Origin of the sequence: Pseudomonas sp. PA-1-6B, assembly GCF_021609545.1 — a bacterium.
GTDB lineage: Bacteria > Pseudomonadota > Gammaproteobacteria > Pseudomonadales > Pseudomonadaceae > Aquipseudomonas > Aquipseudomonas fluorescens_BV.
The window spans coordinates 1-14,623 of record NZ_WJZM01000033.1 but is presented as its reverse complement, the minus strand read 5'-3'; the positions used below and the strand labels follow the sequence as shown (position 1 = coordinate 14,623).

The 14,623-nt window shown below is 60.9% G+C and carries 12 protein-coding genes; 10 read left to right on the top strand and 2 right to left on the bottom strand.

The window, feature by feature from the left end:
* Positions 1-191 precede the first annotated feature (191 nt).
* The 7 genes from GIV35_RS16580 (at position 192) to dhaL (ending at position 7,492) form a co-directional block, all read left to right on the top strand.
* Positions 192-1,679: a sugar ABC transporter ATP-binding protein gene (locus GIV35_RS16580; RefSeq protein ID WP_223023676.1), complete on the top strand. Its 1,488-nt coding sequence runs from the start codon at positions 192-194 to the stop codon at positions 1,677-1,679.
* Positions 1,676-2,653 (top strand): ABC transporter permease, encoded by a 978-nt coding sequence (locus tag GIV35_RS16575; protein ID WP_105226631.1) that lies wholly within the window; start codon positions 1,676-1,678, stop codon positions 2,651-2,653. Before GIV35_RS16580 ends, GIV35_RS16575 begins: the two co-directional genes overlap by 4 nt.
* Before the next feature lie 34 nt (positions 2,654-2,687).
* Entirely contained in the window at positions 2,688-3,695 is a 1,008-nt protein-coding gene (locus tag GIV35_RS16570; protein ID WP_105226630.1) for a substrate-binding domain-containing protein, read from the top strand.
* 153 nt (positions 3,696-3,848) lie between these two features.
* Positions 3,849-4,604 (top strand): SDR family oxidoreductase, encoded by a 756-nt coding sequence (locus tag GIV35_RS16565; protein ID WP_198715992.1) that lies wholly within the window; start codon positions 3,849-3,851, stop codon positions 4,602-4,604.
* A gap of 26 nt (positions 4,605-4,630) precedes the next feature.
* Complete coding sequence (locus GIV35_RS16560; protein ID WP_019817618.1) at positions 4,631-5,746, top strand: erythritol/L-threitol dehydrogenase; 1,116 nt, start codon at positions 4,631-4,633, stop codon at positions 5,744-5,746.
* A 96-nt stretch (positions 5,747-5,842) separates the two neighbouring features.
* The gene (locus tag GIV35_RS16555; RefSeq protein WP_105226628.1) at positions 5,843-6,844 is read left to right on the top strand and encodes a dihydroxyacetone kinase subunit DhaK; all 1,002 of its coding nucleotides are present in this window, start codon (positions 5,843-5,845) and stop codon (positions 6,842-6,844) included.
* Positions 6,845-6,847: 3 nt separating this feature from the next.
* Positions 6,848-7,492 (top strand): dihydroxyacetone kinase subunit DhaL, encoded by a 645-nt coding sequence (gene dhaL / locus GIV35_RS16550; RefSeq protein ID WP_127881293.1) that lies wholly within the window; start codon positions 6,848-6,850, stop codon positions 7,490-7,492.
* Positions 7,493-7,624: 132 nt separating this feature from the next.
* Here dhaL and sohB read toward each other — a convergent pair whose 3' ends face one another.
* Positions 7,625-8,650, bottom strand: coding sequence for a protease SohB (gene sohB / locus GIV35_RS16545; protein WP_105226626.1), 1,026 nt, complete (start codon positions 8,648-8,650; stop codon positions 7,625-7,627).
* Positions 8,651-8,844: 194 nt separating this feature from the next.
* Between sohB and GIV35_RS16540 the strand changes: the two genes are divergently transcribed.
* Both GIV35_RS16540 and GIV35_RS16535 read left to right on the top strand, forming a co-directional pair.
* Positions 8,845-9,555 carry a histidine phosphatase family protein gene (locus tag GIV35_RS16540; protein ID WP_034135852.1) on the top strand — a complete coding sequence of 237 codons (711 nt, stop codon included), beginning with the start codon at positions 8,845-8,847 and terminating at the stop codon, positions 9,553-9,555.
* Positions 9,556-9,611: 56 nt separating this feature from the next.
* Positions 9,612-9,926 carry an SCP2 sterol-binding domain-containing protein gene (locus GIV35_RS16535; protein WP_034125754.1) on the top strand — a complete coding sequence of 105 codons (315 nt, stop codon included), beginning with the start codon at positions 9,612-9,614 and terminating at the stop codon, positions 9,924-9,926.
* A 192-nt stretch (positions 9,927-10,118) separates the two neighbouring features.
* Here GIV35_RS16535 and GIV35_RS16530 read toward each other — a convergent pair whose 3' ends face one another.
* A complete protein-coding gene (locus GIV35_RS16530; RefSeq protein ID WP_236264756.1) occupies positions 10,119-12,755 on the bottom strand; it encodes an MGH1-like glycoside hydrolase domain-containing protein in 2,637 nt (878 codons plus the stop codon).
* A gap of 198 nt (positions 12,756-12,953) precedes the next feature.
* Here GIV35_RS16530 and hglS point away from each other — a divergent pair, with 198 nt between their 5' ends.
* The gene (hglS, locus tag GIV35_RS16525) at positions 12,954-14,330 is read left to right on the top strand and encodes a 2-oxoadipate dioxygenase/decarboxylase HglS (protein WP_236304248.1); all 1,377 of its coding nucleotides are present in this window, start codon (positions 12,954-12,956) and stop codon (positions 14,328-14,330) included.
* The last annotated feature ends 293 nt before the right edge of the window (positions 14,331-14,623 follow it).

The following is a 14,623-nucleotide window of genomic DNA, read 5'->3' as shown; positions in this document are numbered from 1 at the left end:
TTGCTGTCAAGCGAGATTTAACTGACCTGCCAGTCAAAGCCCTATACCAAGGCAATAACCGCGTCAAAGATGAGAATCACACCTTTTAAGTGAAAGAGATTGACTGATCAGAATTTCATTTGATACACATATGATCACAGCGAAACATGACTGTGCGACCTAATAAGAATTCACAGCACGAGGACACGCCGATGGCCACGCCATTACTGCTCCAGGCTGAACACGTCGCCAAGGCTTACGCCGGGGTGCCAGCCCTGCGCGACGGGCGCCTTTCTCTGCGCGCCGGCAGCGTCCACGCCCTGTGCGGCGGCAACGGTGCCGGCAAGTCGACCTTCCTGAGCATCCTGATGGGCATCACCCAGCGTGACGCCGGCAGCATTCTGCTCAACGGCGCACCGGTGCAGTTCAATCGCCCGAGTGAAGCCTTGGCCGCGGGGATCGCAATGATCACTCAGGAGCTCGAACCCATCCCCTACATGACCGTCGCCGAAAACATCTGGCTGGGCCGCGAACCGCGCCGCGCCGGTTGCATCGTCGACAGCAAGGCCCTCAACCGCCGCACCCGCGAACTGCTCGAAAGCCTGGAGTTCGACGTCGACGCCACCAGCCCCATGCACCGCTTGAGCGTGGCGCAGATGCAATTGGTGGAAATCGCCAAGGCGTTCAGCCATGACTGCCAGGTGATGATCATGGACGAGCCCACCTCGGCCATCGGCGAGCGCGAGGCCGAAACCCTGTTCAAGGCGATTCGCCGCCTTACCTCGCGCGGTGCCGGCATCGTGTACGTGTCCCATCGACTGAGCGAACTGGCGCAGATCGCCGATGACTACAGCATCTTCCGTGATGGCGCCTTTGTCGAAAGCGGGCGCATGGCCGATATCGACCGCGACCACCTGGTGCGCGGCATTGTCGGCCAGGAACTGACGCGCATCGACCACAAGGCGGGCCGCGAATGTGCGGCCAGCACCTGCCTGCAAGTCGACAACCTGAGCCGCAACGGTGAGTTCCACGACATCAGCCTGCAGCTGCGCCGTGGCGAGATTCTCGGCATTTATGGGTTGATGGGCTCCGGGCGCAGTGAATTCCTCAATTGCATCTACGGCCTGACCGTGGCGGATTCCGGCAGCGTTACCTTGCAAGGCAAGCCCATGCCCATCGGGCAGCCCAAGGCGACCATCGACGCCGGCATGTCGCTGGTTACCGAAGACCGCAAGGACAGCGGCCTGGTGCTGACCGGCAGCATCCTGTCGAACATTGCACTGTCGGCCTATAAGCGCTTGTCGAGTTGGTCGCTGATCAACGCACGTAAAGAAGCGCAACTAGCCGAGGAGATGGTCAAGCGCTTGCAGATCAAGACCAGCTCCCTGGAGCTGCCGGTGGCATCAATGAGCGGCGGCAACCAGCAAAAGGTGGTGCTCGCCAAATGCCTGTCCACCGAGCCGGTATGCCTGCTCTGCGATGAACCCACCCGCGGCATCGACGAAGGCGCCAAACAGGAGATCTACCACCTGCTCGACCAGTTCGTGCGCGCCGGTGGCGCAGCCATTGTAGTGTCGTCGGAAGCACCGGAACTGCTGCACTTGAGCGACCGCATCGCCGTCTTCAAAGGCGGCCGGCTGGTCACTATCAGCACCGACACCGCCCTTTCCCAGGAAGCCTTGTTGAGTCTCGCCTCATGAATGCCAAAACCATCGTTGCTCCCGTTACTGCCGCGTCGCGCAACCGCCTGCGCCTGTCCCTCGACCGCTTCGGCCTGCCGCTGGTGTTTATCCTGCTGTGCGTGGTGATGGCGTTTTCCAGCGAATACTTCATGACCTGGCGCAACTGGATGGACATCCTGCGCCAGACCTCCATCAACGGCATTCTCGCCGTGGGCATGACTTATGTGATTTTGACCAAGGGCATCGACCTGTCGGTGGGGTCGATCCTGGCATTCGCCGGGTTGTGCAGCGCCATGGTCGCCACCCAGGGTTATGGCCTGTTGGCGGCGGTCAGCGCCGGGATGTTTGCCGGTGCGATGCTCGGGGTGGTCAACGGTTTCATGATCGCCAACCTGTCGATCCCGCCGTTCGTGGCCACCCTCGGCATGCTCAGCATCGCCCGGGGCATGACCTTTATCCTCAACGACGGCAGCCCGATCACCGACCTGCCCGACGCCTACCTGGCCCTGGGTATCGGCAAGGTCGGCCCGGTGGGCGTGCCGATCATCATCTTCGCCGTGGTCGCGCTTATTTTCTGGATGGTACTGCGCTACACCACCTACGGCCGTTATGTGTACGCAGTGGGCGGTAACGAAAAAAGCGCACGAACCTCCGGCATTGGCGTGCGCAAGGTGATGTTCTCGGTGTACGTGGTCTCGGGCCTGCTCGCCGGGTTGGCCGGCGTGGTGCTGTCGGCACGCACCACCTCTGCCCTGCCTCAGGCCGGGGTTTCCTATGAGCTGGATGCGATTGCCGCAGTAGTGATCGGCGGCACCAGTTTGTCCGGCGGTACCGGCAGCATTGTCGGCACGTTGTTCGGGGCACTGCTGATCGGCGTGATCAACAACGGCCTGAACCTGCTCGGCGTGTCCTCCTATTACCAGCAGGTCGCCAAGGGCCTGATCATCGTGTTTGCAGTACTGATCGACGTGTGGCGCAAGAAGAAACGCTGAAGAACGACCCATAACAATAACTGGAGTTCTACTTATGAAACTGGGTACCACCCTGGCCGCTGCGGCGGCCCTCTCCCTGCTCGCCAGCAGTATCGCCCTGGCCGCCGACGGCAAGACCTACAAGATCGGCGCAGCCGTCTATGGCCTCAAGGGTCAGTTCATGCAGAACTGGGTCCGCGAGCTCAAGGAACATCCGGCCGTCAAGGATGGCACCGTGCAGTTGACCGTGTTCGACGGCAACTACGACGCCCTGACCCAGAACAACCAGATCGAAAACATGGTGACCCAACGCTACGACGCGATTCTGTTCGTACCGATTGATACCAAGGCCGGCGTCGGTACCGTCAAGGCCGCCATGAGCAACGACGTGGTGGTCATCGCCTCCAATACGAAAGTAGCCGATGCCAGCGTGCCGTATGTGGGCAACGACGACGTGGAAGGCGGCCGCCTGCAGGCCCAGGCCATGGTCGACAAGCTCAATGGCAAGGGCAACGTGGTGATCATCCAGGGCCCGATTGGCCAGTCGGCGCAGATCGACCGGGAAAAAGGCGAGCTGGAAGTGCTGGGCAAACACCCGGACATCAAGATCATCGAAAAGAAAACCGCCAACTGGGACCGCGCCCAGGCCATGACGCTCACCGAAGACTGGCTCAACGCCCACCCCAAGGGCATCAATGGCGTGATCGCCCAGAATGACGACATGGCCCTGGGCGCCGTGCAGGCGCTGAAGTCCCATGGCCTCACCTCCAAGGATGTGCCCGTGACCTCTATCGACGGCATGCCGGATGCGATCCAGGCGGCGAAAAAGGACGAAGTCACCACTTTCCTCCAGGATGCCCAGGCCCAGTCCCAAGGCGCGCTGGACGTAGCGTTGCGTGCCCTGGCCGGCGACGACTACAAGCCACAATCGGTGATTTGGGAGCGCTATGCCAAGGACCTGAAATGGGCCGACGGCACGGCCAAGAACTACATCCTGCCGTGGGTGCCGGTGACCAATGCCAATGCGGACGCGCTGTACAAGCAAGTCAGCGGCGGTAAGTAGTCAGTGGCTTGAAACACAGTCAACTGTGGGCGCTGGCTTGCCTGCGATGCAGGCACCTCGGTGCATCAGGTAGACCGGGTTGATGCAATCGCAGGCAAGCCAGCTCCCACATTGGACCGCGTTCTACCTTTTGATCTGTAACGGGAGTTACTCATGTCTGGTTTCTGGAACCAAGCCTTCGACCTCAGCGGCCGTTGCGCGGTGATCACCGGTGGCGCCGCCGGCATCGGCCTGGCCTGCGCCACTTTGCTGGCGGAACGCGGCGCAAGGGTGGCGCTGCTGGACCGCGATCCGGCCGTGGTCGAGGTGGCCGCCAGCCTGGGTGCCGGGCACCTGGGCATTGCCGTCGACCTCGGGAGGATCGACCAGATACAACCGACCGTCGACAAGGTGTTCGCGCACTTCCAACGCCTGGATTATCTGATCAACAGCGCAGGCGTGGTGCTGCTGGACAAGGCCATCGAGGTCAGCGAAAGCGCCTGGGACACCACACTGGACATCAACCTCAAGGCCAGCTTTTTCATGGCCCAGGCCTGTGCCAGACATATGCTTGCTCAAGGCAGCGGGCGCATCGTCAACCTGGCGTCCCAGGCCGCCGTGATTGGCCTGGACCGTCACGTCGCCTACTGCGCCAGCAAAGCCGCCATCGTCGGCATGACCAAGGTATTGGCCATGGAGTGGGCGCCGCAGATCAACGTCAACGCCATCTCCCCGACCATCGTCGAAACCGCCCTGGGCAAAAAAGCCTGGGCCGGCGAGGTGGGTGAGCGGGCCAAATTGCAGATTCCGGCAGGTCGCTTTGCCCAGCCGGAAGAAATCGCCGGGCTGGCGCTGTACCTGCTCAGCGACGCCGCACAGATGATCACCGGTGCCAACATGGTGATCGACGGCGGCTACAGCATTCAGTAATCATCGTTATGTCGTGAGGTTTTGTCATGTCCACCGTCACCGAACGCACACCTGAACAACTCGCCCCGAGCATCCCGAAAACCATGCAGGCCGTGGTCTGCCACGGCCCGGAAGATTACCGCCTGGAAACCGTCGACGTGCCCACGCCCGGCCCCGACGAGATCCTGACCAAAGTCGAGCTGTGCGGCATTTGCATGGGCGATATCAAGACCTATCGCGGCGCACCGTCCTTTTGGGGCGATGCCGAGCAACCGCGCTACGTGAAGCCGCCGATGATCCCCGGGCATGAGTTCGTGTGCCGCGTAGTCGCCCTTGGCCCAGGCGCCGAGAAACGCGGCGTGGCCGTGGGCGACCGGGTGATCTCCGAGCAGATCGTGCCATGCTGGGGCTGCCGCTTTTGCAACCACGGCCAGTACTGGATGTGCCAGAAGCACGACCTGTATGGCTTCCAGAACAATGTGCAGGGCGCCATGGCGCAATACATGATCTTCACCAAGGAAGGCATCATCCACAAAGTGCCGGAATCCATCGCCCCCGACGAAGCGATCCTGATCGAACCCTTGGCCTGCTCGCTGCACGCGGCGGAACGCGCCAACGTCGACCATGACGACATCGTGGTGGTCGCCGGCGCCGGCACCCTGGGCCTGGGCATCATCGGCGCAGTGCGGTTGCGCAACCCGAAAAAGCTCATTGTGCTGGACATGAAACCCGAACGCGCCGCCCTCGCCCTGCGCCTGGGCGCCGATGAAGTGTGGAACCCGGCCGAGGTGGACGTATTGGCAAAGATCCGCGAAATCACCGATGGCTACGGCTGCGATATTTATATCGAGGCGACCGGGCATCACAAGGCGGTGAACCAGGGCCTGGCGATGCTGCGCAAGCTGGGACGCTTTGTGGAATTCAGCGTGTTCAATGACGAGGCCACGGTGGATTGGTCGATCATCGGCGACCGCAAGGAACTGGATATCCTCGGCTCGCACCTGGGGCCATATATGTACCCAAGGGCCATAGACTTTATCGGCAACCGCAAGATCGACATGCGCGACGTGGTGACCCACAAGTTTGCGCTGGCGGACTTCAAGGAAGCCTTTGCAGTGATGGAACGCGGCGATAAATCGCTGAAGGTGGTGCTCGAACCCTGACCTCAGTAACAACACAAAACCCTGTGGGAGCAGGCAAGCCAGCTCCCACAGTGAAATAGTGCCACCCTTTAGAACAAGAACACAGGAACCGGCGTTATGAATCGAGTCATCAACGATCCCGACCAAGTGGTCGAAGACATGCTGCGCGGCATCCTGGTCGCGCACCCCGAACTGCGCCAGTACGAAAGCAACCCACGGGTCATCGTCAAGGCCAGACCGTCCGCCCAGGGCCGCGTCGGCATTGTCACCGGCGGCGGCTCCGGGCATGAGCCGGCGTTCCTCGGCTATGTTGGCCCGGGCCTGGTGGATGCGGTGGCCGTCGGCGAGATTTTTTCCTCGCCCACCGCCAAGAGCTTTTTCGATGCCTTCCGCGCCGCCGACCATGGCGCAGGTGTTGCCTGCCTGTATGGCAATTACGCCGGCGACAACATGAACGTGAAGCTGGCAATGAAAATGGCCGCCAGCAAAGACATGCGCATCCGCACCGTGGTCGCCAACGACGACGTGGCCTCCGCGCCCAAGGCCGATATTGCCAAGCGTCGCGGCGTGGCCGGGGAGATCTTCATGTGGAAGATCGGCGGTGCCGCCGCTGCCCAGCATTACGACCTGGACGGCGTGATTCGGGTGGCGCAGAAAACCGTCGACCACTGCCGCTCGATTGGTATCGGCCTTACGCCCTGCACGATCGCCGCGGTGGGCAAGCCGAACTTCCAGATTCCCGACGGCCAGATGGAGCTGGGTATCGGCCATCATGGCGAACCGGGCATCGAAGTCATCCCGATTGAAGCGGCCGCCGCCATGGCCGAGCGCATGCTGGCGCCGATCCTCGCCGACCGCGATTTCAGCCAGGACGACAGCGTGGTGGTGCTGGTCTCGGGCCTGGGCGCCACCCCGGTGATGGAGTTGTATATTTTCTACGCCGAGGTGGAAAAACAGCTCAAGGCCAAAGGTTTGAAGATTCACCGTTGCTACGTGGGCAACTACTTCACGTCCCTGGAGATGATGGGCGTGACCTTGACCCTGCTCGGCCTCGACGCCGAGCTGAAAACCCTGATCGACCAACCCTGCCGCTCCATCGGCATGACCCAGGCGGAGTGAATCATGAGCCAGCATTTTTCCACCCATGACGGTAGCGCCATTGTCGCCGACCTGGTCAGCGTGATCGTGGCCAACCGGGAGTACCTCAGCGAAGTCGACGGCGCTATAGGCGATGGCGACCATGGCATCAACATGGCCAAGGGCTTTGCCCATTGCGGCCGCACGATCGAAGGCCGCCAACTGACCCTGGCCGAAGCCCTGGATGAACTGACCCTGAGCCTGATGGAAGGCATCGGCGGCTCCATGGGGCCCTTGTATGGCAGCCTGTTTATCGGCATGGCCGACGAAGTGCGCGGCAGTGAAGACATCGACGCCGCCAGGTTCGCCCACCTGCTGCGCGGCGGCTTGACCTCGTTGCAGGACATCACCGAAGCGGGCGTGGGCGACAAGTGCTTGATGGACACGTTGATCCCGGCGGTGGAAGCCTTTGAACGGGCGCATGCAGCGGCGCGTTCTTTCAGCGATGCACTCGATGCGATGAAAAGCGCTGCTTCTCAAGGGCGGGATTCGACCAAGGACCTGGTGGCCAAGATTGGCCGAGCGAGTCGTTTGGGTGAGCGTTCCCTCGGTGTTCTGGATGCCGGGGCCGTGTCGTGCTGCCTGATCCTTACGCAGTTGGCGGACTCGATTAAACCCCGCTTGACCTGACATGATCGAAAAACCAATGTGGGAGCGGGCTTGCTCGCGAATGCGGAGTGTCAGCCAGCAAATCTATTGACTGATATACCGCATTCGCGAGCAAGCCCGCTCACAAGGGACTACCTGGTTTTCAGTACTGGGTTACCAGAACCGCTGCTGGGTCAAGCGGCTCCACCAGGTCAACAGCACCCGGTCCACCGAACCGCTGGCCGCCAGGCCCACGCGCTCTTGCAGGCTCTTACGCTCGGCATAGTGCAGGTGGAACACTTCGGCGGTCTTGGCCTTGGTGGCCAGGTATTCATCGCTGGTTTGCAGCTCATCGACCAGTTGTTTGTCGAGAGCGGCAACCCCCAACCACACTTCGCCAGTGGCCACCTCGTCAATCGCCAACTGCGGGCGGTAACGCGAGACGAAGTTCTTGAACAACTGGTGGGTGATGTCCAGGTCCTCCTGGAACTTCTCCCGGCCTTTCTCGGTGTTTTCGCCAAACACAGTGAGCGTGCGCTTGTATTCACCGGCGGTCAGCACTTCAAAGTCGATGTCGTGCTTTTTAAGCAGGCGATTGACGTTGGGCAACTGCGCCACCACACCAATGGAACCGAGGATGGCGAAGGGTGCACTGATGATCTTCTCGCCGATGCACGCCATCATGTAGCCACCGCTGGCCGCGACTTTGTCGATGCACACGGTCAACGGCACGCCGGCCTGGCGGATACGCGCCAGTTGCGAGGAGGCCAGGCCATAGCTGTGCACCATGCCGCCGCCGCTTTCCAGGCGTAACACCACTTCATCCTTGGGCGTGGCCAGGCTCAGCAGTGCGGTGATTTCATGGCGCAGGCTTTCGGTGGCCGAGGCCTTGATGTCACCGTCGAAATCCAGCACGAATACCCGTGGCTTGAGCTCGGGCTTCTTCTTGTCTTTCTTCTTTTCAGCCTTGCTTTCGGACTTGCGCAGGGCCTTGAGCTGGTCCTTGTCGAGCAGGCTGGACTCCAGGCGCTCACGCAAGCCCTTGTAGAAATCATTCAGCTTGCTGACCTGCAATTGGCCGGCGGATTTACGACGACCTTTGCTGCGCAGTGCTGCAAAGCTGATCAGTACCACCAGAATAGCGACCACCAGGGTGACGGTCTTCGCCAGAAAGCTCGCGTATTCGGCCAAAAAATCCATATGTCTCCTTAAAAAATGCACTGCGCCAGGCGCGGATGGCCCCAGCATACCGACGCCACTGCGAAGGAGCCAGTGATCAAACCGCCAGCAGGCGGGCTCCAACGCGCTTTTAAAACAAGCGTATGTTTTTTCATTGACAGCTCGCAGGCATCCTCATAACCTCGCCAGACTTTCAACGTACCGGGAAAACGGACGTGGGCAGCATTTATCTGATTCGACATGGCCAGGCTTCCTTCGGTGCAGACGACTATGACGTCCTCTCGCCCATTGGCGTGGAACAAGCGCAAGTGCTCGGTCGCCACCTGGCAGACCTGGGCATTGCGTTTGACCGCTGCATCGCCGGCGACCTGCGTCGCCAGCAGCACACTGCCAGCGCCACGTTCGACCAGTACAGCGCCCTGGGCTTGCCGGTTCCGGCATTGGAAACAGACAGTGCGTTCAACGAGTTCGACGGCGAGGCGATCATTCGCGGCCTGTTACCCGACCTGCTCAGCAGTGAGCCGGATGCCGTGCACATCCTGCGCAATGGCCCGCAGAACCGCAGCGAGTTCCAACGCATTTTCGCCCTGATCATCGAACGCTGGCTGGCCGGCACCTATGATCCGCCCGGGCTGGAAAGCTGGCTGGGGTTTGTCGAGCGGGTCCAGGGTGGTTTGCAGCGGATCCTTGAAGCCGCGAACCACACCGACAAAATCGCCGTATTCACCTCCGGCGGCACCATCACCGCCCTGCTCCACCTGATTACCCGAATGCCTGCAGCCCAGGCCTTCGAAATGAACTGGCAAATTGTTAACACCTCGCTCAACCAACTGAAGTTCCGTGGTCGCGAGGTGGCACTGGCTTCCTTCAACAGTCACGCCCACTTGCAACTGTTGAAGGCGCCGCAGCTCATCACTTTCCGATGAACTGCGGCCAACCGTGACCCCAAGGTCACTGGACTCTACCCTTAAGGATCGAAACCATGACTGACGTAGCTAAAGCAGTAGAAGCAATGAAAGCCAAATTCAACCCAAGCGCTGCCGAAGGCTTGGACCTGGTGTTCGGTTTCCGTATCGACGACAGCAAGAATTTCTCGCTGGTGGTCAAGGACAAGACCTGCGAACTCAAAGAAGGCGAAAACCCTGACGCTCAGGTCACCCTGGTGATGGACAGCGAGACCCTGGAAGGCATCGTCGACGGCTCCACCGACGGCATGCAAGCGTTCATGGGCGGCAAGCTGCGCACCGAAGGCGACATGATGCTGGCGATGAAGCTGAGCGAGCTGTTCCCTTCCTGATTCACGGGTAACCCTGAATCCTGATCCCGCCTCCCCAGGCGGGATTTTTTTGCCTGCATTCTCGCGGTGAATGAAGATCCCCTGTGGGAGCTGGCTTGCCTGCGATGGCATCTACTCCATTTGCCGGACGCACCGCGGTGCCTGTATCGCAGGCAAGCCAGCTCCCACAGAAAAGCAAATCCGTAGGACTGCTCAGGTTTTTGGCTGTAGCAACAACGCCACCAACGCGCTCCACCCGGTCTGGTGTGAAGCCCCCAGCCCTCGCCCTGTCTCACCATGAAAATACTCATGGAACAACACCAGGTCACGACTGGCCGGGTCTTCCTGCAACTGCGCATACCCCGCCATCGACGGCCGCACACCGTTTTCATCTTTAAGAAACAGCCGCGTCAGCCGCTCGCTGAGGCTGTCAGCCACTTCCTCGAGAGACGCCAGATACCCACTGCCCGTCGGGTACTCCACGGAAAAATGCTCTGCGTAATAGCGATGAAATTCGCGCAACGATTCAATCAGCATGTAATTGACCGGCATCCACAGCGGCCCGCGCCAATTGGAGTTGCCACCGTACAAGCGTGAGTCGGACTCACCGGGCTGGTAACTGGCACACAAGGTGTCGCCATTCATCTTCAACGCCAGGGGCTGCTCGGCGAACGCCTTGGACAGGGCGCGCACGCCAAAGGCCGACAAGAACTCCTGGTCATCCAGCATACGTCGCAGCAAATCCTTGGTGCGTTCACCGCGCAGCAGCGCCAGCAACAGGCGGTTGCCCTGCCCCGGTTCGGTCCAGCGCGAAACCAGCCTGGCCAAGTCCGGCCGATGATGCATAAAGCCCAGCAGGCGCTCGCGCAAGCCTTCCAGGCCCTCGTGCTCGCGCTGTTCCAGCACAAGCACCGCGAACAGCGGCATTAACCCGACGATGGAGCGCAGGCGCACCGGTTCGCTCTGGCCATCAGGACGGTGCAGTACGTCGTAGAAAAACTGGTCCTGCTCATCCCACAAGCCTTCGGCGCTGTCATCGACGCGGTTGATAGCGCCGGCGATGTAGAGGAAATGCTCGAAGAACTTCACCGCAATGTCCACATACACCGCATTGCGCTTGGCCAACTCCAGGCCGATGCGCATCAGGTCCAGGGCATAGGCCGCCACCCAGGCGGTACCATCGGCCTGGTCCAACTGGTAACCCGGCGGCAACGTGGCCGAGCGGTCGAACAAGGCGATATTGTCCAGGCCCAGAAAACCGCCCTGGAACAGGTTGCGGCCCTCGGCGTCCTTGCGGTTGACCCACCAGGAGAAATTCAACAGCAGCTTGTGAAAGATGCGCTCCAGGAAATCCATGTCGCCCACGCCGGTCAACGCCTTGTCCTGCTGATATACCCGCCAACTGGCCCAGGCATGCACGGGCGGGTTGGCGTCGTCAAAGCGCCATTCGTAGGCCGGCAATTGGCCGTTGGGGTGCATGAAGCGGTCCTTTACCAGCAGCAACAGCTGTTGCTTGGCGTAACCGGGGTCGATCAGCGCGATGGCCACCGCCTGGAAGCCTTGATCCCAGGAGGCGTACCACGGATATTCCCAAGTGTCGGGCATGGACAAGATGTCGAAGTTGCTCAGGTGCCGCCAATGGGTATTGCGGATATGCAGACGCTCGGGGGGTGGCGCGGGCTGAGCCGGGTCGCCGTCAAGCCACTGGTTCACGTCGAAATAGTACAGCTGCTTGGACCACAGCAGGCCGGCCAGGGCCTGGCGTTGCACATTGCGCGCATCGTCATCGGCAAGGCCCTGTTGCAAGACCGCGTAGAAGTCATCGGCCTCCTGGCGGCGCTGTTCGAATAGCTTGCGCGCATTGACATCGGGCGCGTCCAGAGGCGCAAAACGCAGGTAAAGGGTTTTGCTTTCCTGGCCCGCCAGTTCAAGAGTGAAATGCGCGGCCACCTTGGTGCCGGCGTCCCGGCGAACGGCCGACTCAACCCCGCCCACCACGTAATCATTAATGCCATCCTTGAATGGCCCCGGCGCCGGTTGCCCGTCCAGTTTGGGCCGATTGGTTTCATTTTCGCAGAACAGCCACTGCAACCCGTCCTGGCCCCAGGCACTGAGGTGGCGATCATCGAGCTCATGATGGCGCGCCAGAACCCGCTCGCCGTCCAACCTCAAGCTGGGCTTGGGTGCATCGAAGGTCCAGCTCCAGTCATTGCGCGCCCAGAGCTGGGGCAGCACCTGCAGGCGTGTGGGTTGGTCCGAACGGTTATGCACGGTGACGCGCATGAAAATATCGTCGGGCTGATGCTTGGCGTATTCGACACTGACGTCGCAGTAGTGGTTGTCTGCAAACACACCGGTATCAAGGATTTCATACTCGGCATCCGCCAACCCACGACGGGCGTTTTCGGCGATCAGGTCAGCGTAGGGAAAGGCCGCATGGGGATATTTGTAGAGCATGCGCATGTAGGCATGGCTCGGCACGCCATCGACGAAAAAGTACAGTTCCTTGACGTCTTCACCGTGGTTGCCTTCGGCATTGTTAAGGCCGAACAGACGCTCCTTGAGGATTGCATCACGCTCGTTCCACAGTGCCAGGCCCAGGCACCAGCGTTGGGCCTTGTCACTGAAACCGGCCAATCCGTCCTCGCCCCATCGATAGGCGCGGCTGCGGGCGTGCTCATGGGGGAAGTAGGCCCAGGCATCGCCGTCGGCGCTGTAGTCTTCGCGCACCGTGCCCCATTGGCGCTCACTCAAGTACGGGCCCCACTCGCGCCACTGCTCGGCGCCTGGCGTTGCCAGGCGCTGGCCTTCGAGGGTGTCCAGCAGGTTGGTTGCGGGTTTGGCCGTCATTGGGTCCTCCTTCACCTACACAGTGGAGCGCAGTGTAGAGCCCAATGACGCCTGCTTGCACATGAAGACTTGGACGCAGGGTCAACTCATTCATTTGCAGAATGAAGTCCAGAAGAATCTTCGTTTGCAAGGCGGCCGGTCGCTCAACAAAATCAGGCAAAGGCCACTTTCATCGCTCCAGTCATCAGGAATTTTTCTATGCACGCCACTGCACATGTCAGCGCCGACGAGATCCGCAAGGGCTTTTCCAAGGCCATGTCCGACATGTATCGAGATGAAGTTCCGTTATATGGTGCGTTGCTTGAGTTGGTGGCCGAGACCAATGCACATGTGCTCGACAGCGAACCGGGCCTGGCGCACCAGCTACAGCGTACCGGCGAAATCCAGCGCCTGGACATGGAACGCCATGGCGCCATCCGCCTGGGCACCGCTGCGGAACTGGCAACTATCAGCCGTTTGTTCGCGGTGATGGGCATGCAACCGGTGGGCTACTACGACCTCACCCCCGCTGGCGTACCCGTTCACTCCACCGCCTTTCGCGCCGTGCATGAACACGCACTGCAAACCAGCCCGTTTCGCGTGTTCACCTCATTGCTGCGCCTGGAACTGATCGAAAACCCCGACCTGCGCGCCTTCGCCGAAAGCGCCCTGGCCAAGCGCTCGATCTTTACCGCCGAGGCCTTGGCATTGATCGACCAGGCAGAGGCCCAAGGCGGCTTGAATGCCAGCGATGCCGAGGCCTTTATCCGCCAGGCCCTGGAGACGTTCCGCTGGCACCACACTGCTACGGTCACCGGCGCCCAATATCAGCAACTGAGCGACCAGCACCGCCTGATCGCCGACGTCGTCGCGTTCAAAGGCCCGCACATCAACCACCTGACGCCACGCACCCTGGACATCGACCAGGTGCAGGCGGCGATGCCCGGTAAAGGCATCACCCCCAAAGCCGTGATCGAAGGCCCACCCCGGCGCCAGTGCCCGATCCTGCTGCGCCAGACCAGCTTCAAGGCCCTGGACGAACCCATCGCCTTCACCGATGCCCACGGCAGCCACAGCGCGCGCTTCGGCGAAATCGAACAACGCGGCGTCGCGCTTACGCCTAAAGGCCGCGCCCTGTACGACCAACTGCTGAACGCCGCCCGCGACGAACTCGGCGCGTTCCCTAACGAGGCCAATGCCGAACGCTATGTGCAATTGATGGAACAGCACTTCCACGCCTTCCCCGATAACTACCCACAAATGCGCGAGCAGGGCTTGGCGTATTTTCGCTACTTCGTCACCGACAAGGGCTTGGCGGCACGCGGCCAGGCCGATCAGCCGCGCACATTGGAGGCGCTGGTCGGTGCCGGTCATGTGGCGGTGGAGCCGTTAGTGTATGAGGACTTTTTGCCGGTCAGTGCGGCGGGGATCTTCCAGTCAAACCTGGGGGATGGGGCGCAGAGTCACTATGCGGGCAACTCCAACCGAGATGCCTTCGAACAGGCGCTGGGGCGCAGGACGATTGATGAGTTGCAGTTGTATGAGCAGACGCAGCAGCGTTCCATGGATATATGTGTTGAAACGCTTTTGAAATGACTGGATGCAAGACCGAACGCCAAGCGTCACGGCGTTGATGGTAACCACGATGCGAAGCGAGCCGCTTTTGATCTTGATCTTGATCTTGCTCTTGATCTGCTTTTGATCTTAGGCGCCCCATCAAACCACGCTGGCCGGAATTCGACAGGGATTTGGGGGGTAAACAGGCAGGGATGCCGGTTTAGCCGCCCCGCGCCATGGATGGCGCGTGGCGGCGGCCCCCCAAATCACTGGCGGATTACGGGCACACCGAGCCTAAGCGAGGTGCCGAGTGGTGGGGCAAGAGCGCTTTG